The sequence below is a fragment of the Virgibacillus sp. W0181 genome, assembly GCF_051846915.1.
Classification (GTDB): domain Bacteria; phylum Bacillota; class Bacilli; order Bacillales; family Amphibacillaceae; genus JBPYCR01.
In genome coordinates this window covers 54,753-75,042 of sequence record NZ_JBPYCR010000006.1, presented here as the reverse complement: position 1 = coordinate 75,042, position 20,290 = coordinate 54,753, and the positions used below count along the sequence as shown (strand labels likewise).

The following is a 20,290-nucleotide window of genomic DNA, read 5'->3' as shown; positions in this document are numbered from 1 at the left end:
AAAGTGACAGATAAAAAAAATATACGTGTAGTAGTTGGCATGAGTGGCGGTGTGGACTCATCCGTAGCAGCACTATTATTAAAAGAACAAGGGTATGAAGTAATTGGTATCTTTATGAAAAATTGGGATGATACGGATGAAAACGGCGTATGTACAGCAACGGAAGATTATGAAGATGTTATTCGTGTATGTAACCAACTAGATATTCCGTATTATTCAGTTAATTTTGAAAAACAGTACTGGGATCATGTATTTACGTACTTTCTCGATGAATATAAAGCGGGACGCACGCCGAACCCTGATATAATTTGCAATAAAGAGATCAAATTTAAAGCATTTTTGAATCATGCGATAACATTGGGTGCGGACTATGTGGCAACTGGACATTACGCACAAGTGAGTAATGAAGATGGCCATTATAAAATGCTGCGCGGTATGGATTCCAATAAAGATCAAACGTATTTTCTCAGCCAATTAACGGAAGATGTACTAGAAAGAGTAATGTTTCCTTTAGGGCATCTACCAAAATCCAAAGTTAGAGAAATTGCGAAAGACCATGGACTTGCTACAGCTACAAAAAAGGACAGTACAGGGATTTGTTTTATCGGAGAGCGAAATTTCAAGGAGTTTCTGAGCAATTATTTACCTGCACAGCCAGGGAATATGAAGACATTGACAGGTGAAATAAAAGGGAAACATGATGGCCTTATGTATTATACGATTGGTCAAAGGCAAGGACTTGGTATAGGTGGACCTGGTGATCCTTGGTTTGTAGTTGGTAAAAACGTGAAAGAAAATGTATTGTATGTCGAACAAGGTTACGATAACGAAAATTTATATTCTGAAGGCTTAATTGCATCAGGAGTGAATTGGATTAATCCTGATACTATACAGGAGACGTTTACTTGTACCGCTAAATTTCGGTATCGCCAACAGGACTGTGATGTGACAGTAACGCGAACAGTGAACGATCGGGTTTCTGTTCAGTTTGCAGAAAGGCAACGAGCTGTTACACCTGGGCAAGCAGTTGTTTTTTATGATGGTGACATATGTCTTGGTGGAGGAACAATTGATCAAATATTAAAGCATGACAAATTTTTGCATTATGTAGGGTAAAGAAGATAGTTAAAAAGTTCATGGGTTCTTGTAAATAGTAAGCCCATGACTTTATTCAAGGAGAAGGTATCGATGGATAATAACAAAAAAGCAATCCAATTAATGAAGCAAAATAAATATGAAGAAGCTGCTAAGCTTTTTAACGATTTAATTGAAGAAAATCCTCAGGATCCGATTGGCTATATTAATTTTGGTAATCTATTAATGCATATGAATGACCCGGATCGAGCTGAACGTTTTTTTATGAAAGCAATTCAATTAGATAGCGAAGCCGCCACCGCATATTATGGCTTGGGGAATTTATATTTTGAACTCGAAAACTACAAAAAAGCACAGGAATATTTACTGAAAGCCGTTGAGTTAGGTTTGGAAGAAGGAGATACGTTTTTCATGCTTGGGTTAGCTCATCTGAATCAAGAGCAGCCAAAGCCGGCATTAGCTTATTTATTGAGAGCATCTGAAATCGATCCAAATGACAGTGAAAAGCTTTTCCAATATGGTTTAACACTTGCAAAATTGGAACATATACAAGCAGCAAAAGACGCCCTTGAAAAAGTGGTTGTACTGGATAATAATCATAGTGATGCCCATTATAATTTAGGTATTATATCCTTATATGAAGAGCAGGCAAACAAAGCCCTTGATTATTTTACAACAGCACTAGAGCTGCAACCGGATCATGTTCTCGCAGCAAATGGAAAAGCTCAAGTAGAGCAATTGTTAAACGGTCAATGAACCCTATAAGATCGTGAGGTATTAAGGATGGCGATTGAGAAATTTGAAAAAAGCAATAATGAAAATAGCTTTATTCGGGGCGAATTACTGTATACAATTTTTCATAATACAGAAGAGCATTTTTCCATTGCGAAAATAAAAATCCATCAAACGAATGAAGATTTTAAGGAAAAAGAAGTAGTAGTAAAAGGGTACTTTTCCAAATTACAGGATGGAACTGTTTATACGTTTATGGGGGAATTCGAAAAGCATGAAAAGTTTGGGTTGCAATATAAAATTCATGCGTTTCAAACATATATCCCGACTTCCGAAGATGGTCTTGTCGATTATTTATCAAGTGACCTATTTTATGGTGTCGGAAAAAGAACGGCTCAAAAGATTGTGGAACATCTTGGAAGTAACGCAGTGTCGAAAATAATGAATAGCCCGGACGTTTTAGCTTCCGTGCCTAGATTAACGAAAAAAACGCGAGAAACATTAGTAGAGACATTGCAGGAAAATCAGGGGTTCGAGCATGTAGTCGTATTCCTTTCCAAATATCATATTGGTTTAAAAATGGCTCAAAAAATATATGAAAACTATAAAGAAACATCGATCGAACAGGTTAAAAAAGATCCGTTTCAATTTGTACTTGACATAGAGGGCTTCGGCTTTCACACGGCAGACCAGATTGCTAAAACAAATGGACTTTCTCTTACACATCCAAACCGAATTGGGGCTGGGTGTATTTATGTTTTGCAAAACAGTGTGCAAAACGGGCATGTTTATTTACCGCTTGATCAGTGCGTTCAAGAGACTTATAAGTTATTGATTACCCCAGATATTAATGAGCAAATGATTACTGAATGTATAGAAGATTTAAACAAGGAAAAAAAACTAATTGTCGTTGAGGGAAAAGCATACCTTCCGTCCCTTTATTATGCAGAGGATGGGTTTGCATCAAATGTGAATCGTTTGATTGATCAATCAATTGAACAAAAAACAACCTTGGCTGAATTGATGAAAATTATTGGAGAAATAGAAGAATTAGAAGTTTTAAGCTACGGTGAGGAACAATTTAAAGCTATAAATGAAGCCCTTCATTCAAAAATTATGATTTTAACAGGTGGCCCTGGGACTGGTAAAACAACGGTAATTAAAGGAATCATCAATGCTTATGCATCTATTCATGATGTATCAACAAATCGGGATGACTACGATAACAAAGCTGACTTTCCATTTGTTTTATCTGCTCCAACCGGACGAGCTGCGAAACGGTTGCAACAGTCGACTGGGATTTACGCAACAACAATCCATCGATTATTAGGTTGGGATGGTAATGAGTTTTTTGAACGAAATGAAAATGAACCTTTATCGGGTCAACTGTTAATCATTGATGAATTTTCCATGGTAGATATATGGGTGGCACATGCTCTATTCAAAGCGATACCTGACCATATGCAAGTACTGCTCGTTGGTGATGAAGATCAATTGCCTTCTGTAGGCCCGGGTCAGGTTTTGTCCGATTTATTATCTACAAACCTATTGCCGTCGATAACACTTCAAGAAGTGTATCGCCAGGAAGAAGGATCCAAAATTATTGAACTCGCACACCGGATCAGAAGAGATACGTGTACAGCAGAGATCTTAGAAAATAAGCGGGATTTTAGTTTTATCCCGTGTACCGAGCAGCAAGCGGAAGAAGTGATCCTAAATATCTTTACAAAAGCAATTGATAAAGGAATAGATCCGAAAGATATTCAAGTACTTGCACCAATGTACCGCACTAGGGCAGGGATTTTGGCGATTAATAAACAATTGCAACAACTTTTGAACCCACCGTCACGACAAAAAAGGGAGAAGAGAATAAAAGATACCATATATAGAATCGGTGATAAAGTTATTCAACTAACCAATCGACCTGAGGATGGAATATCCAACGGTGACATCGGGACGATTGCAGCTATTTTTGAGGAAGATGAAAACGTAGAAAATACGGAGCAAATTGTTATTTCGTTTGATCGTAAAGAAGTTGTTTACGAACGAAAAGATTATATCGAGATTATGCATGCCTACTGTATTTCCATTCATAAATCACAGGGGAGTGAGTTTCCGATCGTTATTTTGCCCGTCTTACCTGCTTATAACCGAATGCTTCGCAAAAATTTACTTTATACGGCTATTACGAGAAGTAAACAATCTTTAATCATTTGTGGAGTTAAGCAAGCATTTTTGAAAGGAGTACATACACTAGATACAAATATAAGGTTTACGAATCTGAAAGAGCAATTAATGAGACGATTGGATGACGTGCCTGAAATACAAGAGCACGATTCAAGCGAAGATGAGATTTCTCCATATGATTTCATTTAATCAAGTGAATAGGATGATTTAAATCGGTTAAACTAGAAATTCTATTAATGAAGCGCAGAGGAGCTGCAAATGGAATTTATATGTTTAATCGAGCGACTAAAACAAATAAAAATGCGCGTTCAAAAAAATATGTTTATTCTACTCCTGTAATGACGTCTTGTTTAATAATAAGGGAGATTGAATATGTTTAAAAGCAAGGATTTTCGTCTGTTATATGTATTGATTGTTATTGCTTTTATATTTTTGCTCGTATTTTTATTAGGAAAGCTTTTCCCTTATTATAAAAGCTTTACTGTGTTTTTATGGCAGCTATTTGCACCATTTATCATTGCTTGTTTCATTGCTTACCTACTCTACCCGCTCGTTACAAAATTAGACCAATTAAATATTCAAAAACCATTAGCAATTATGCTTATTTATTTCCTCTTTTTTGGAGGTATTGCTTATGCGATTTATCTCGGTTATCCAGCAATTATCCATCAAGTGCGAGAATTAAATGAACAGTTACCGCATGTAGTTCATATTTATGAAAAGTTTATTTATCAATTGTACGAATCGACTTCGTTTTTACCCGAAACTATCCATGAAAAAATAGATGGATTTATCGGTACGATGGAAAAGTCTTTGGAAAATGTTTTGGATAAATTAGTCGGTGGCGTTACGAAAGTTGTGGATTTTCTTATTCTTGTAACGATTATTCCTGTTCTCGTATTTTACTTCTTAAAGGACTTTGCGAAAATAAAAGAGTATATAAAACGGGGTATCCCGTTTACGTACCGACCACAAATGAAAAAAATGGTTTATGCAATTGATGATAGTCTCGGAAATTACATTAGGGGACAGATGGTTGTTTCATTATTTGTTATACTGGCTACTTGGACGGCTTTTCACTTTTTAAATATAAAATACGCCTTGCTCCTTGCAGTTATTATGGGAGTAACCAATATCATACCTTACTTTGGACCGATTATCGGAACTGTACCGGCAGTTTTACTTACATTGACTACTTCCGCAAAGTTAGTTGTCTATGTCATTATTGTAAGTTTTGTTATACAAATTGTGGAAAGTAACTTTTTATCGCCCTATATAGTTGGCAAAAGTACTAGAATTCATCCAGTTACGATCATTTTTGTTTTGTTGCTTGGAGCAAAACTAAGTGGAGTATTAGGTATGATATTAGCAGTACCTTTATACATGATTTTAAAAGAAATTATTAAACATACGGTCGGATTTCGGCTCCAAAATTGACATTTGCTACTTTGTTTTCTATACTAATCTTAAAATTGCACATAAAATACGAAGAAGGTTCCAAGTACATGATGTTGGTTTCAAGAGAGGGATTTTAATGGCTGAGAAAAATCCTAAATCTGATTCATGGAAAGCTAAACTGGAGTACGGTTAATTCCCGTCGGTTTCAGACCGTTATCATGTGAAAGTGATGAACTTTTAATTGTTCATAATAAGGGTGGTACCACGATAATCTCGTCCCTGCAATATGCAGAGAGACGATTTTTTTATTTTACGATTACTGTAATTTTTTAACTAATGGAGGAGATGAGATGAAGCCGTTAACATCTGCTGAAATCAGACAAATGTTTATTGACTTTTTTAAAGAAAAAGGGCACGAGGTTGAACCAAGTGCATCTCTTGTGCCAAAAGATGATCCGACTCTGTTATGGATTAATAGCGGGGTAGCTACGTTAAAAAAGTATTTTGATGGAAGCATTAACCCGGACAATCCACGGATCGTTAATGCGCAAAAATCTATTCGGACAAACGATATTGAAAATGTTGGCTTCACGGCCCGTCACCATACTTTTTTTGAAATGCTCGGTAACTTTTCCATAGGAGATTATTTTAAAAAAGAAGCAATTGTATGGGGGTGGGAATTCTTAACAAGCAAAAATTGGATTGGTTTTGATCCGGAACGTTTATCTGTTACCGTCCATCCGGAAGATGATGAAGCCTATGATATATGGCTTAATGATATAAAATTGCCGGCTAGTAGAATTATCCGCTTGGAGGAAAATTTCTGGGATATAGGAGAAGGACCAAGTGGACCGAATACGGAGATATTTTATGACCGTGGTGAGCATTACGGGAATGATGCATCAGATCCGGAACTGTATCCCGGTGGAGAAAATGAGCGGTACCTGGAAATTTGGAATCTAGTCTTTTCGCAATTTAACCATAATCCAGATGATACGTATACACCTTTACCGAAAAAGAATATTGATACGGGTATGGGTCTGGAACGTATGGCTTCAATCATACAACAAACACCGACGAATTTTGAGACGGATTTGTTCAAGCCAATCATTAGTAAGATTGAACAATTTGCAGTTATAAATTATGGAGAAGAAGAAAGTAGTGATATAGCCTATAAAGTCATTTCCGACCATATTCGAACAGTTGCTTTTGCTATTGGCGATCATGCGCTCCCTTCAAATGAAGGACGGGGGTATGTACTGCGACGACTATTAAGACGCGCGGTTCGCTTTGCTAAACAAATAGGGATTGAAGAGCCGTTTATGTACAAGCTTGTATCAACTGTTGGCACGATAATGAAGGCCTATTATCCGGAAGTCGTAAAACAGGAAGATCAAATTTCAAAAATTATAAAATCCGAAGAAGAACGCTTTCACGAAACCTTGAATGACGGTTTGAATATCCTGACGGCAATTATGGAAAAACAAAAGCAAAACAACCAATCGGTAATTCCCGGAAGCGATGTGTTCCGTCTGTATGATACGTATGGTTTTCCGAAAGAACTGACTGAGGAATATGTTAAAGATAATGGATTTACAATAGATGAAGCTGGTTTTAAAAAAGAAATGAAAAAGCAACAAGAAAGAGCTCGTGATGCTCGGAAAACAGTCGGTTCCATGCAAATACAAGATGAATTGTTAAGTAGTATTCAAGTGGAAAGCGAATTTATAGGTTATGATCATACAGAAACAGAAACAATAATCGAAGCAATCGTTGAACATAATAAAACTGCAGATACGATTGAAGCAGGAGCGGACGCTTATTTGTTTCTGAAGGAAACTCCCTTTTACGCTGAAAGTGGTGGACAAATAGCAGATAAAGGTTGGGTCTATACAGAAAACATGATTGCACATGTCAAAGATGTAAAAAAAGCGCCAAATGGCCAGCATGTTCACCGAATCGAGGTGAAGCAAGGCACAATCCACGTTGGCGAACGAGTAAAAGCAATGATTGATCATGATTTTCGTATCCTTATCGTTAAAAATCATACAGCAACCCACCTGCTTCATCAAGCGTTAAAAGATGTACTAGGTGACCATATTACCCAAGCGGGATCCTTAGTAACACCCGATAGACTACGCTTTGACTTTACCCATTTTGAGGCAGTAAATGAAAATGAATTACAACAAGTTGAACAACTCGTCAATGAAAATATTTGGAAACATTCGCCGGTAATCATTGAAAATAAACAACTGGAAGAAGCGAAAAAAATGGGTGCCACGGCATTGTTCGGAGAAAAATATGGTGAAAACGTACGAGTTGTACAAATTGGCGATTTTAGTACGGAGCTTTGCGGTGGTTGTCATGTGCACAATACTTCGGAAATTGGTCTTTTCAAAATCGTTGTGGAAAGTGGAATAGGAGCCGGTACAAGAAGAATTGAAGCTTTTACAAGTAAAAAAGCATATGAATTTACTCTGGAAAAATTGAACATACTATCTACTTCTGCCAAGTTATTAAAAACTACAGTTGATAAAGTGCCAAGTCAAATCAATCATATATTTGATGAAATAAAAACACTGCAAAAGGAAAATGAGTCATATAGTGCGAAATTATCCAACATGGAAGCTTCAACCATTGTTGATAAGGTGGAAGAAATTGCTGGCATTTCGGTATTGGCACAGCGCGTACAAGTTAAAGATATGAATCAGCTTCGAAGTATGGTAGATGAGTTAAAGCAAAAGTTAGGTTCTGGTGTAATTTTGCTCGCTGCTGAGAATGAAAACAAAGTACAGTTGGCTGCAGGTGTAACAAACGATTTAATGGAAAAAGGATTTCATGCAGGTCATTTAATTAAAGAAGCTGCATCAATATGTGGCGGCGGTGGTGGCGGCCGTCCGGATATGGCGCAAGCTGGTGGTAAAGATATCAACAAGATTAATGAAGCATTGGACTATGCAAAAAGGTATATCTCAGAAACAATAGACAGTAAAAATATATAATAATCTGTACAAACATGGTAGAATAATTGGTAGAAGGTAAAACATGGAATGAGGTGTCACAATGAGTTCGATTGATAAAACGATGAAATTTAATTTTTCCGAAGAGCCTTTCGACCAAGATATTAAACAAATACTTTCAACTATTCATGAAGCACTCAATGAAAAGGGCTACAATCCAATCAATCAAATCGTAGGTTACCTATTATCAGGGGATCCCGCATATATTCCCCGGTATAAAGATGCGCGTAACTTGATACGTAAAGTTGAACGTGACGAAGTGATTGAGGAACTGGTAAAGTTCTATTTAAAAGAGCAACAAAAGGACAAATAAATGAAAATTATTGGATTGGATGTTGGCTCTAAAACAATTGGAGTAGCTGTTAGTGACGCACTAGGTTTAACTGCTCAAGGATTAACGACGATCCAATGGGATGAAAACAATCGACGATCTGCCGACGACCAGATGAAAAAAATCATCGAAGAGCATGAAGTCGAAAAAGTTGTTGTTGGTCTACCTAAGCATATGAATGGTTCTGTGGGTGAACGGGGTAAAGCAGCAGAGGCGTATGCTAAGCATATTGAAAAGACATACCGATTACCGGTTCATATGTGGGATGAACGATTATCAACCATAGCAGCCGAACGTGTATTGCTTGAAGCAGATATGAGCCGTAAAAAAAGAAAAAAAGTAATTGATAAAATGGCTGCTGTCATGATATTACAAGGATTTCTCGATCAATATAATTAAAGGAGTGAAACGATGGCATTAGAAGAAAAAGAACGAATTATTATTCCAGATGAAAACGGAGAAGAACATTTATTCGAAGTATTGTTCAGTTTCGAAATAGATGAACTGGAACAAACATACATTGCTTTAATACCTGCAGAACAAAATGAAGATGAACATGTTGAAGTATATGCGTTTAGGTATGAAGAGCAAGAAGATGACGATGATGATTTAGCATTATTTCCTATTGAATCAGATGAAGAATGGGATATGGTAGAAGAAATGCTTCACACACTGACTGATCAAAGCGAATAAATGGGAAGTACTTTTTAATAGTAATGAAGACATGGAATTGGTGCCTTTATGGCGCCAGTTTTTCTATTATAAATTATAATAGATTATCTTCTTTATTTTTAGTATAATGTAGCAGATAAGGGGGATAATCCGTGTCAAATGATATTAAAAAACAATATAAAAATAATTTGGCGGCTCGTTCCGAAGAGGCTAAAACAGTGAGAAAAATTGTTGCAATTATTATTTTGTCGCTCGTATTAATTATTGTTATTGGTGGTATTTCGGGTTATATGTATATAAAATCGTCACTGGCTCCTGTAAATCCGGAAAGTACAGAAGAACAAAGCATTGAAATTCCGTTAGGATCATCCACGTCGAATATAGCCAACATACTGGAAGAAAACGGTATTATTAAAGATGGCCGTGTGTTTCGCTTTTATATAAAATTTAAAAATGAAAGTGATTTTCAAGCAGGAGAATATACACTTTCTCCGGCCCTTTCGATAAATGAAATTATAGAAAAGCTGAAAAGTGGTAAAGTTCATGAAGAAGCTGTATACACGGTAACAATACCAGAAGGGAAAACAATTCAACAAATTGCACAAATCTATTCCAGTATACTACCTTTTAAGAAGGACGAGTTTTTGGATAAAGTGAATGACACCGACTACATTAATCAATTAATTAACGAATATCCGGATTTTCTTTCGGAAAAAATACTGGATTCAAATATTGTAACCCCGTTGGAAGGTTATTTATTTGCAGCAACGTATGATTTTTATAAAGAAGATCCGACAATTGAATCGGTTATAAAGAAAATGTTAGACAAGACAGAGGAAGTAGTAGGCCCTTACTTGGGACAAATGGAAGAAAAAAATTTAACTATACATGAAGCACTGACATTTGCTTCTCTAGTTGAAAATGAAGCTAAAACACAGGATCAACGGACAAAGATTGCTGGAGTCTTTTATAATCGCTTGGAAAAAAATATGCCCTTGCAAACAGATCCAACGGTATTATATGCGTTAGGTCAACATAAAGATAAAGTATTGTTAAAGGATTTGGAAACCGAATCTCCGTACAATACATATCAAATAAAAGATTTGCCAATTGGTCCAATATCCAATTTTGGTAAAGAGTCGCTTGAAGCAACACTACAACCGGAAGATACAGATTATATTTATTTTTTACATGATAGTGAGGGTAATATTCACTACGCTGAAACACATGACGAACATATTGAGTTAAAAAATAAATATATTGAGTAATTTAAAAATGAATAAAATCAAAAGAGGCATTATCATGGATAAAGTAAATAATTACTTAGAAAACTTATTGCCTGAATCTGAAGAATGGGCTACTGCTTTAGAAAAACAAGCAATAAGTGGTAAAGTACCTATTATGGAAAGACAGAGTATTCATTTTCTGAAGCAACTCGCACAGATACGACAACCGAAACACCTTTTAGAAATCGGAACGGCAATCGGTTATTCGGCTCTTCAACTGCATAATGCTTGTCCACAAGCCCAAATAATTACAATTGAACGAGATAAAGACCGTTATCATGAATCAATCCGTAATATTAAAGACCAAAGTAAAGAAGATCAAATTCAAGTTATCTTCGGAGACGCTCTTGAAGTACTGGAAGATCCGGGTATAAAAGCGAAAACATTTGATTTTATCTTTATTGATGCAGCAAAAGGTCAGTATAAACGTTTCTTCGAATTAATAGACCCACTCATATCTAAAGATGGTATTATTGTCACAGATAATGTATTATTTAAAGGGTATGTAGTCAATGAAGAAGGAATAAATGATCGTCACGTAAAACTAGTAAAAAAAATCAGAAATTATAACGAATGGCTAAGTAACCACTCGGGCTATATAACCACCTTTATTCCAATTGGTGACGGAATAGCAATTAGTCTAAAAAAATAATAGATGTCGAAATTACTATTTTATTGAAGACTAAAAACGATTGAAAAACTTCATATAATTTGCCATAGTTATAAAGAATGTATAAAAACGTACGCAATGTGTGCGTCGTTTTTATATTTCAACATAATCGAATTTATTTTGATTTAATGTATCTTGTACAAGAAAGAGAAAAGGAGTGTATTATAGTATGTCTACAGAAAAAAGTTATTATATGACACTAGAAGGTAAAGAAAAACTTGAAGAGGAATTGCATTACTTAAAAACGGAAAGACGACAAGAGGTTGTTGAACGAATTAAGGTTGCACGTGATTTTGGAGATTTGTCCGAGAACTCGGAATACGATGCTGCTAAAGATGAACAAGCATTTGTTGAAACTAGAATTGCACAAGTGGAGAAAATGATTAGAAACGCTGCTATTATTAAAAATGATAAAGATAATTCCAATATTTTATCATTAGGTAAGTCTGTTACTTTTAAAGAATTGCCCGATGGAGAAGAGGAAACGTATACAATTGTAGGTAGTGCAGAAGCAGATCCGTTTGAGGGGAAAATTTCAAATGATTCACCAATGGCCAAAAGCCTACTCGGTCATGAGAAAGGAACAGAAGTCCTTGTATCTACACCCGGAGGAGACATCCAGGTAAAAATATTAGATGTTAAATAAATAGCAATAGAAGCGAGCATATATCGGTTCGCTTCTTTGCTTTATTTGCCGATAAACGGCTGCTGGCCATTAAATTACTTATGTATGTTCCGGAATGATTCAAAGTGTAAGGTCAGTATGTTGATTTTCGGATAAGACTAAAAACAACTATCCTAAATAAGTAGACAAGCGTTTGATTTGTTATGGTTTAATGAGAATTGTATTGCAAAAATAATTCGATGCTTTTTTCGTAGTAAAATAAAAGCAGGGGGTAGATGATGAGCAATTTCGATCAATTTTCACGTGTTGATAAGTTCGAAAAAAGAAGAAAAAACACAAAAGCAATAACTGTTTTGTTAATTGTAGGATTTATTTTGAGTATCGTTCTACTATACCTGTTTTTCTTTGGAGGAAAGGCGGACCAGGCAACAACAGAAGAACAACAGGAAGTGGAACAAAAGCCATCTGATTCCGGTAAGCAAACAGGAAGTAGAGATAGTGATGAACAAAATGAAAATGAGAGACCTGTAGATAATGATAATGAAATGGAAGAAGCAGAAAACGATGTGGAAGAGAACGATAATTCATCAATAAATCGTGAACCTGTGGAAAGTGATGATGCAAATGTAATTGAAGCATATACCGCAAATTGGCGGCCAATTGGTACCAAACAAACAGAGCCACATACGGTTCAATATGAAAAGGGAACACAAGATTGGGCTGAAATGGAAAAAGCCTTGGCAGCTGCAACAGATTTAACTGAGAACAATATGGTAACGTACTGGATCGGTAATGGTGGGGAGCAAAAATCAGTTGGTACCATTTATAATTCGAACGATCATTCGGAAATTTATCGCGTAACAATTGAATGGGTAGATAACGAGGGATGGAAACCAATACAGGTAGAAATTTTAAAAGAACTAGCCAAATAGCGACGGGACGTAATACAGGAGGAGAAACATGACAATTGGTATTATTGGTGCAATGGATGAAGAAATTGCTTTTTTGGCCGGGAATATGCATCATAAGCAAGAGATGACCATAGCGAACACGCTATTTATTACAGGAGAATTAAATAATAAACAAGTCGTTTTATTAAAATCAGGTATAGGAAAAGTAAATGCAGCCATGGCAGCGACCATTATGCATGAACGATTCGCTCCTGAATGTGTTATTAATACAGGGTCTGCCGGTGGTTTTGCGAAAGAATTGCAGGTGGGAGATATTGTTATTTCAACAGAAGTTGTTCACTACGATGTCGATGTGACTGCTTTTAAGTATGCTCATGGACAAGTACCTGGGATGCCTGCAACATTACCTGCGGACACAGAGCTTGTAAGTAAAGCAATTGATGCGGTAAAAGGGTTAAATTTACAATATAAAACAGGACTAATCGCAACAGGCGATTCTTTTATCGATAATGAAAAACAGTCTTCCTATATTTTGGGGAAATTTCCCACTATGATTGCAGCAGAAATGGAAGCAGCAGCAATCGCTCAAGTGAGTTATCAATATAATAAAGCATTTGTTATTATCCGAGCATTATCTGACATAGCGGGAAAACAATCATCGATAGCTTTTGATGAATTTTTAGAAACGGCCGCCAAAAATGCAGCAATGTTAATTATGAAAATAATAAAAGAAATTCCCTCTAAGGGGACTGCAAGTTAATAGACGGAAACAATATTTCCATCAATTTCATAACAAATAGCCCAATATAATATGATATAATGCTTCCGAAGGGGGAGCAGAAAAAATGAATAATTCTACTCAGAAATACAAATGGAAATTGATAGATTATGAGCGTTTCTCATTGACGCTAATTATTTTGAGCTGTTATTTTTATATGGGAGCATTTATCGCTACTTATATAGAACCCTCAGAGAATGGAAAAATCATGTTTTATCTAACTTGTCTATCATTGGCATTCGCCATCTTCTTTTTGTACAAAAGACATCAAATAATAAAACTACTTGATAAAGATGAGCATGTGCAATAAGAAGCACATGCTTTGTGTTTGTCACTATCAACAATGCTCCCGGCCTGAACGTATATTCGTCGGAGTCACCGGGATAATCCATCTTTTGAATTGGTTAAATAAACCCACCTTTTTCCTTCCGATAATATTCTCTGAATACTTTCATCAGTGCTCTTTTTTCTATACGGGACACATAACTTCGTGAAATATTCAGCATATCAGCAATCTCCCGCTGGGTCATTTCTTTGTATTCATTTAATCCGTAACGGTAAATAATTACTTCTTTTTCCCGTTCATCAAGCACTTGAAAGTAGTCTTGCATTTTATCAATCTGCATATTTAATTGAATGAACTCGATTATATTTTCATTTTCAGCTTCCAGTATATCAATTAGACTGATTTCGTTCCCTTCATGATCTTGCCCAATCGGATCATGAAGAGAAACGTCCTTCTTAACCTTCTTCAATGCCCTTAAATGCATAAGTATTTCATTCTCAATACATCTGGCAGCGTAAGTGGCAAGCTTTGTTCCTTTGCCCGCCTTAAAGCTTTCAATTCCTTTAATTAATCCAATAGTGCCGGTGGAAATTAAATCTTCCATATCTTCACCGGTATTATCAAATTTTTTTACAATGTGTGCAACTAGTCGTAAGTTGTGTTCTATTAATTTATCTCGTGCGTCTCTGCTACCATCTTGCATTTGTTGAATGTATTTTTTTTCATCTTTCGGGGATAAAGGATGTGGGAATGCGTGATTTTTAACATAAGATACAAAAAAGAGGGTTTCTTTAACTAAGTAGGCAAGAACGGTCAAAATACCCGACAACAATCTCCACCTCCTGATATGTTCACCTATGGTTAGGTAAAAGCCTATAACTTATCTTTATGTTCAGAAGAGAGAAATTGTGTCTGTCCGAGAGGATAAAAAGAAAAAAGGTGATTTCAAAATAAATCATCTTTTTTCTTATTTCTTTTTACCTTGTAAATATTCTTTGTATTCGTCATTTCTGCTTCTTAAGTAAGGTTTTACACCACTTCGATGAGCAGCTCTTGATAGCACATGACCGGTTACTGGCGCGGTAAGCAATATGAAGATGACTGCCAATAATAATTTTCCGCTCACAATACCATGGTCCCCATATAAAAATAAAAACGCAGCTATTAATATACTAAATATACCGAGTGTAGGAGCTTTTGTTGCAGCATGCAATCTTGTGAATACACCAGGGAAACGATTAATACCTATGGAACTTGATAAAATGAAAAATGTACCCGCAAGTAAAAAGAAAATGATAACAAAATTCATTATTATATTAATCAAAGTCTCGATCAATTAGATCACCCTTTTCAACGTATTTGGCAATTGCTAATGTGCTAATAAAGCCAAGAATTCCTATGAGAAGGATGACATCATTTAAATAAGATGTAACTAATCGAATAGCCATGAGGGCGGCAATTGCCATCAGATTGATCCCTAGTGCATCCAATGCGGTAGCTCTATCTGGATTTGTCGGTCCGATGATGATTCGGTATAAAAGAAGAAGAACGGATACAGCAATACCAACCAAACAAATGAGTGTTACAAACGTTAAGAGTTGCTCAGTGAATTCCAAAGTATCCGTCATCGTGTTACCTCCATTATTGCTTTTTCAAATGTATTTTTAATATCGTAAATTGCTGTATGGACTTCGTCTATATGCATTGCATGAATAAATATAATTGAATCATCTTCGGATATTGCTACAGACATAGTTCCTGGTGTAAGGGTAATTAGATTCGCCAATAAAGTAATTTCCCAATTTGTTTTTAATTCAGTAGGCATTGCAAATATTCCAGGTTCAATATCCGGTTTGCGCTTATATACGAGTCTGACAACATCGATATTTGATAAGATCAGCTCGCGGAAAAAAATAAATATCAATTTTATAATGCTGTATACACGCACTAAGTAAAATGAACTTGGAAAGAACCGGTCTAAAATAAGGATCAGCACAATTCCTAACAAGTAACCAAAAATGAAGCTGGAAAATGAATAGGTTTCACTTAAAAACATCCACATGAAAGAAATAATTAAATTTACTACAATTTGAAAAGTCATCACAATTTACTCCTTTAAGACAGAATCGATATATATTTCTGGTTGAAGCAAATAGGCCGAGACAGAATCAACAACCGGGTAGACAAATTCAGCACCGACTCCTAAGGCTACTGAAAAGGCTAAGAGAAAGACAATCGGAGCAATCAGTCCTTTCGTTGACTTCTTCTCAATAGACTCCTGTTTTTCTCCCCAAAATCCTCGTATAAAGATTTTTAAAATGGAATACAAAATAAGCAAACTTGTAATTAAAGCAATGATGACAATTACTATTTCTTCATTGGCGACACTACCTCTAAATAAAAGTAGTTTCCCGATAAAACCGCTGAAAGGTGGTATACCAGACAGTACAAATGCGGAAATAAATAAGATCCATGCCAGTGCAGGATATTGATGTATTAGACCTGACATCTTTCGTAAGTCCGATGTTCCAGCAACATAAGTAATGACACCTACGATTAAAAAGAGAGCTGTTTTTATAATCATATCATGGATTAAATAATAAACGGTTCCACTCATTGCATCTTGATTAAAAATACCGATCCCCATAATCATAAATCCAATAGCAGGGATAACATTATAGGCAATAATTAATTTAATATTATTCGTTGAAAGTGCTCCAATAACACCAAATATCATGGATAACCCGGCGATCCAGATGAAAAAGTAATGCGTTAAATTGATTTCAAAAACAAAAATCAGTGAAAATACGCGTAAAATGGAATACAGCCCAACTTTCGTTAATAACGCTCCGAATAAAGCAGAAATTACCGGATTTGGAACAATATAGGAATGCGGCATCCAGTAATAAAGCGGGAATAAAGCAGCTTTCGTTGCGAATACGAAAAATAAGACAATCCCAATCGTCGTTAAAATACCTTGCTGTTCCACTTCCTGAACACGCTCGGCGATTTGGGCCATATTAACGGTACCTACGACCGAATACAAGAACGCGACTGTCGTAACAAATATAACCGATGAAAATAAATTGAAAAGCACGTATTTCAATGACTCTCTAAGTTGTACTTTATTTCCTCCTAATACGATTAAACCGTAAGAAGCCATTAAAAGAACTTCAAAGAAAACGAATAAGTTAAATAAGTCTCCTGTTAAAAAAGCTCCAGAAACCCCACTAATTAAAAAGAAGAAAAAGGAATAGAAGTAATGCTTTTCTTTTTTAATCGAAAGGGAATGAGGTGCATAAAAAGCACAGGCAACCGCAAGCACATTCGTCGTTAAAACGAGTAGAACGGACAATGGGTCGGCAACAAAAACGATTCCATATGGAGCCGGCCAGCTTCCCGTTTCTAAAATGACGTTTCCGTTTTGTAGTACGTAAAAACATAAAAAACTTGTAAATAGTAAATTGACGATGATTAATATTTTTGTCAAAATACGCGAAATAACTACTTTTTTGTTGAAAAAAGCGGTAACTATTCCAGCTAACAAAGGAATTATAATCGGTAAAACAACAAAATTACTCATATTCGCTACCCCTTAATTGTTCCATATTATCTGAGTCATTCTCATTTATTGTACGATAAGCCAAGACAAGAACAACACTCGTTACCCCAAAACTAATTACAATAGATGTTAAAATTAATGCTTGTGGTAAAGGATCGGTATATTCCGTAATTCCACTTTCCAGTACAGGAGGTTGTCCGCCCTTTAATCCTCCCATAGTTAATATAAACAGATGAGCTGCATGTGATATGAGCCCTGTTCCAATTACAATACGTAACAATTGTTTTTGTAATATATTATAAATACCAGTGGTAAACAAAATACCCGCTAATATTGAAATAATAAATTCCATTTACTTTGCCTCCTTATCATTACGAAGTTTGATAAGGCCGAATATAGCAAGCGCTGCGATACCAAGGACTGCAATTTCAAATAACGTATCAATTCCCCGCATATCAACTAAAATCACATTTACGATGTTGTGGCCTCCACCGACGGTCAAGGACGTTTCAACAAAGTAATCGGAAATTTTATCAAACCAATTTGTACTATGAGCAGAAATGCCAATCATCGTCATAAGCAGACCAAAACTGACAGAAATGATCAGATTGGTAATAACTGTCGTTTTAGATTCATTTCTTTTCCGCAATTTCGGTAAATGGTAAAAACATAGCAAAAACAATACTACTGTCACGGTTTCAATAACTAGTTGAGTCAATGCCAAGTCAGGTGCACGATAAATAACGAATAACATCGCCACTCCATATCCAACAATTCCCAGAATTAAAATGGCTGCTAAATTATGATTAGAAAAAATGGTCCACACAGAAGCAATAATGATAGAGAATACAATCGCAATTTCAATAAATTTGAAATTGGCAAGATTATTGAATTGAATAGAAAAGCCATCTGTTATATACATAAAAGTAAACGTAACAACAACAATGGTACTAATAATAATAGCCATGTAGGTTCGTAATGACCCAGTCATGTAAAAATTAGTAAATTGTTCGGAGTATGAATCCAACTTTTTCATCATTTGATCATAAACATTATTCATGCTTCGTTTGCCGGGAATGACCGTATAAACACGCTGCCATTTCAAACGGGTGGCGACAAGAATAGTACCTATCCCTACAACTGCTAGTGACATAAGTAATGCTGGACTGTCAATTCCGTGCCAGAATTTAATTTGTCCAAACTGTGTCTCACCACTGATGGCAGTAGCAGCGTGTGCAAGAAATGATCCATTAAAAACGTTAGGGAATAAACCGATACTAATAACACCTATGACTAGAATGAGCGGTGCTAAAAGCATGCCAATCGGTGCCTCATGCGGTTTCGTAGACAGTTTGTTCTTTTTCTTTCCAAACACACCAAAAAACAAATACATGGAATAAACAAATGTGAAAATACTGCCTAACACAGCCAAGTAAGGAATGGCACTTGCCAAAATGTCCGTTATTTCTAAGCTGCCAGTGTTTAATTTAATGCTTGCATCGAAAAATAGTTCTTTACTATAAAATCCATTTAAGAATGGCAAGGGTACCCCCGCCATGGAAAAAGTACCGAATAAAGCCAATGTAGCTGTTATTGGCATTAATGTGTATAAACCACCAAGTTTGCGTATGTCCCTAGTACCTGTTTCATGGTCGACAATACCGGCAACCATAAATAAACTACCCTTAAAAGTGGCGTGATTCAATATATGAAATACAGCCGCAAACACAGCTGCTTTCGTTCCAAAACCAAGCATCGCCATAATCATCCCTAATTGGCTGATTGTAGAGAATGCAAGTATTGCTTTTAGGTCTGTTTGTCGTACAGCCATATAAGAGCCCCAGCATAATGTAATGATACCGAATAAACTTACCGTAATAAAAAACCATTCATATGCCGAAAAGACAGGCGAGAAGCGTGCAACTAAATATATACCTGCTTTAACCATTGTTGCAGAATGGAGATAAGCACTTACCGGAGTAGGAGCTTCCATCGCATCAGGTAACCAAATATGAAATGGAAACTGGGCAGATTTAGTAAATGCACCCAATAAAATGAGAATAAGAATTAGCGGAAGGTAAGAACTGTTTAAAATTATATCCGTCTGTTCAATTATACCTTGGATGCTTGCAGTCCCTGTAATCACATATAAAATAATGAAACCGCCGAACATACTTAATCCGCCGGTGACGGTAATCATCATTGATTTTAATGCTCCATAGCGTGAACGTTCTTTAAAGTGCCAATAACCTATTAACAGAAATGAGGAGATCGAAGTTAACTCCCAAAAAGTATACAGTACAAAAAGGTTGTCTGATAATACGACACCAAGCATTGCAGCCATAAACATAAGTAAATAGACATAAAAATGTCCAAGCCGTTCTGATATATCCAAATAATAAACGGAATACAATACAACAAGCGAACCAATTCCACTGATTAATAATACAAACAATAAACTAAGTCCATCCAAATATAAGTCTATATTAATATTCAATGATGGAATCCAATTATATGTTTGTTTGTATACAGAGAAATCCTTCGCTAAAAATGATAAAAAATAAAGAAAAATAGCGAAAGGGATAAAAAATACGAACACACCTGTATGTATCTTATGCTTTAATTTGCTCAATTTTGGTATAAAAAAAGCAAAAAAAAGTGGTGCCAATACAGCATATATCATCTAGCTAGTTCCTCCTTGTTCTTAAACGCTCTCAATGTAGACATTTCAATAACG

The 20,290-nt window shown here is 35.8% G+C and carries 21 protein-coding genes and 1 other annotated feature; of the genes, 14 read left to right on the top strand and 7 right to left on the bottom strand.

The genetic code is table 11. The features are described from left to right. Positions 1 to 3: 3 nt before the first annotated feature. The 14 genes from mnmA to ACLIBG_RS04150 all read left to right on the top strand — a co-directional run bounded on the left by mnmA (position 4) and on the right by ACLIBG_RS04150 (position 14,015). Positions 4 to 1,116, top strand: a complete 1,113-nt coding sequence (gene mnmA / locus ACLIBG_RS04215) for a tRNA 2-thiouridine(34) synthase MnmA (protein ID WP_439311473.1) — start codon at positions 4 to 6, stop codon at positions 1,114 to 1,116. A gap of 72 nt (positions 1,117 to 1,188) precedes the next feature. Next, positions 1,189 to 1,851 (top strand): tetratricopeptide repeat protein, encoded by a 663-nt coding sequence (locus ACLIBG_RS04210; protein ID WP_439311472.1) that lies wholly within the window; start codon positions 1,189 to 1,191, stop codon positions 1,849 to 1,851. Positions 1,852 to 1,878: 27 nt separating this feature from the next. Beyond that, positions 1,879 to 4,203, top strand: a complete 2,325-nt coding sequence (recD2, locus tag ACLIBG_RS04205) for an SF1B family DNA helicase RecD2 (protein WP_439311471.1) — start codon at positions 1,879 to 1,881, stop codon at positions 4,201 to 4,203. 183 nt (positions 4,204 to 4,386) lie between these two features. Then, positions 4,387 to 5,451 (top strand): AI-2E family transporter, encoded by a 1,065-nt coding sequence (locus tag ACLIBG_RS04200; RefSeq protein ID WP_439311470.1) that lies wholly within the window; start codon positions 4,387 to 4,389, stop codon positions 5,449 to 5,451. A gap of 42 nt (positions 5,452 to 5,493) precedes the next feature. Then, positions 5,494 to 5,696: a binding site (T-box leader), on the top strand. A gap of 66 nt (positions 5,697 to 5,762) precedes the next feature. After that, entirely contained in the window at positions 5,763 to 8,414 is a 2,652-nt protein-coding gene (gene alaS, locus ACLIBG_RS04195; protein WP_439311469.1) for an alanine--tRNA ligase, read from the top strand. A gap of 61 nt (positions 8,415 to 8,475) precedes the next feature. After that, a complete protein-coding gene (locus ACLIBG_RS04190; protein WP_439311468.1) occupies positions 8,476 to 8,745 on the top strand; it encodes an IreB family regulatory phosphoprotein in 270 nt (89 codons plus the stop codon). Then, the gene (gene ruvX / locus ACLIBG_RS04185) at positions 8,746 to 9,162 is read left to right on the top strand and encodes a Holliday junction resolvase RuvX (RefSeq protein ID WP_439311467.1); all 417 of its coding nucleotides are present in this window, start codon (positions 8,746 to 8,748) and stop codon (positions 9,160 to 9,162) included. 12 nt (positions 9,163 to 9,174) lie between these two features. Then, positions 9,175 to 9,456 carry a DUF1292 domain-containing protein gene (locus ACLIBG_RS04180; RefSeq protein WP_439311466.1) on the top strand — a complete coding sequence of 94 codons (282 nt, stop codon included), beginning with the start codon at positions 9,175 to 9,177 and terminating at the stop codon, positions 9,454 to 9,456. A gap of 131 nt (positions 9,457 to 9,587) precedes the next feature. Further along, positions 9,588 to 10,703, top strand: coding sequence for an endolytic transglycosylase MltG (mltG, locus tag ACLIBG_RS04175; protein ID WP_439311465.1), 1,116 nt, complete (start codon positions 9,588 to 9,590; stop codon positions 10,701 to 10,703). A 34-nt stretch (positions 10,704 to 10,737) separates the two neighbouring features. Then, complete coding sequence (locus ACLIBG_RS04170) at positions 10,738 to 11,373, top strand: O-methyltransferase (RefSeq protein ID WP_439311464.1); 636 nt, start codon at positions 10,738 to 10,740, stop codon at positions 11,371 to 11,373. 187 nt (positions 11,374 to 11,560) lie between these two features. Beyond that, positions 11,561 to 12,037, top strand: coding sequence for a transcription elongation factor GreA (gene greA / locus ACLIBG_RS04165; protein WP_439311463.1), 477 nt, complete (start codon positions 11,561 to 11,563; stop codon positions 12,035 to 12,037). Between the two features lie 257 nt (positions 12,038 to 12,294). Further along, entirely contained in the window at positions 12,295 to 12,948 is a 654-nt protein-coding gene (locus ACLIBG_RS04160; RefSeq protein WP_439311462.1) for a YrrS family protein, read from the top strand. Positions 12,949 to 12,976: 28 nt separating this feature from the next. Continuing rightward, on the top strand, positions 12,977 to 13,687 hold the full coding sequence (gene mtnN, locus ACLIBG_RS04155; protein WP_439311461.1) for a 5'-methylthioadenosine/S-adenosylhomocysteine nucleosidase: 711 nt from the start codon (positions 12,977 to 12,979) through the stop codon (positions 13,685 to 13,687). 85 nt (positions 13,688 to 13,772) lie between these two features. Then, a complete protein-coding gene (locus ACLIBG_RS04150; RefSeq protein WP_439311460.1) occupies positions 13,773 to 14,015 on the top strand; it encodes a YrhC family protein in 243 nt (80 codons plus the stop codon). 94 nt (positions 14,016 to 14,109) lie between these two features. Here the strand turns inward: ACLIBG_RS04150 and sigK are convergent, their stop codons facing one another. The 7 genes from sigK to ACLIBG_RS04115 all read right to left on the bottom strand — a co-directional run bounded on the left by sigK (position 14,110) and on the right by ACLIBG_RS04115 (position 20,236). Further along, on the bottom strand, positions 14,110 to 14,820 hold the full coding sequence (gene sigK / locus ACLIBG_RS04145) for an RNA polymerase sporulation sigma factor SigK (protein ID WP_439311459.1): 711 nt from the start codon (positions 14,818 to 14,820) through the stop codon (positions 14,110 to 14,112). Positions 14,821 to 14,958: 138 nt separating this feature from the next. Continuing rightward, positions 14,959 to 15,327, bottom strand: coding sequence for a monovalent cation/H(+) antiporter subunit G (mnhG, locus tag ACLIBG_RS04140; protein ID WP_439311458.1), 369 nt, complete (start codon positions 15,325 to 15,327; stop codon positions 14,959 to 14,961). Continuing rightward, on the bottom strand, positions 15,308 to 15,619 hold the full coding sequence (locus ACLIBG_RS04135) for a Na(+)/H(+) antiporter subunit F1 (protein ID WP_439311457.1): 312 nt from the start codon (positions 15,617 to 15,619) through the stop codon (positions 15,308 to 15,310). The genes mnhG and ACLIBG_RS04135 overlap by 20 nt, the downstream gene beginning before the upstream one ends. Then, positions 15,616 to 16,092 (bottom strand): Na+/H+ antiporter subunit E, encoded by a 477-nt coding sequence (locus ACLIBG_RS04130; protein WP_439311456.1) that lies wholly within the window; start codon positions 16,090 to 16,092, stop codon positions 15,616 to 15,618. The genes ACLIBG_RS04135 and ACLIBG_RS04130 overlap by 4 nt, the downstream gene beginning before the upstream one ends. A gap of 6 nt (positions 16,093 to 16,098) precedes the next feature. Continuing rightward, positions 16,099 to 17,574, bottom strand: coding sequence for a Na+/H+ antiporter subunit D (locus tag ACLIBG_RS04125; protein WP_439311455.1), 1,476 nt, complete (start codon positions 17,572 to 17,574; stop codon positions 16,099 to 16,101). Next, positions 17,567 to 17,905 carry a Na(+)/H(+) antiporter subunit C gene (locus tag ACLIBG_RS04120; protein WP_439311454.1) on the bottom strand — a complete coding sequence of 113 codons (339 nt, stop codon included), beginning with the start codon at positions 17,903 to 17,905 and terminating at the stop codon, positions 17,567 to 17,569. Before ACLIBG_RS04120 ends, ACLIBG_RS04125 begins: the two co-directional genes overlap by 8 nt. Then, positions 17,906 to 20,236 carry a Na+/H+ antiporter subunit A gene (locus tag ACLIBG_RS04115; protein WP_439311453.1) on the bottom strand — a complete coding sequence of 777 codons (2,331 nt, stop codon included), beginning with the start codon at positions 20,234 to 20,236 and terminating at the stop codon, positions 17,906 to 17,908. Positions 20,237 to 20,290: the final 54 nt, after the last annotated feature.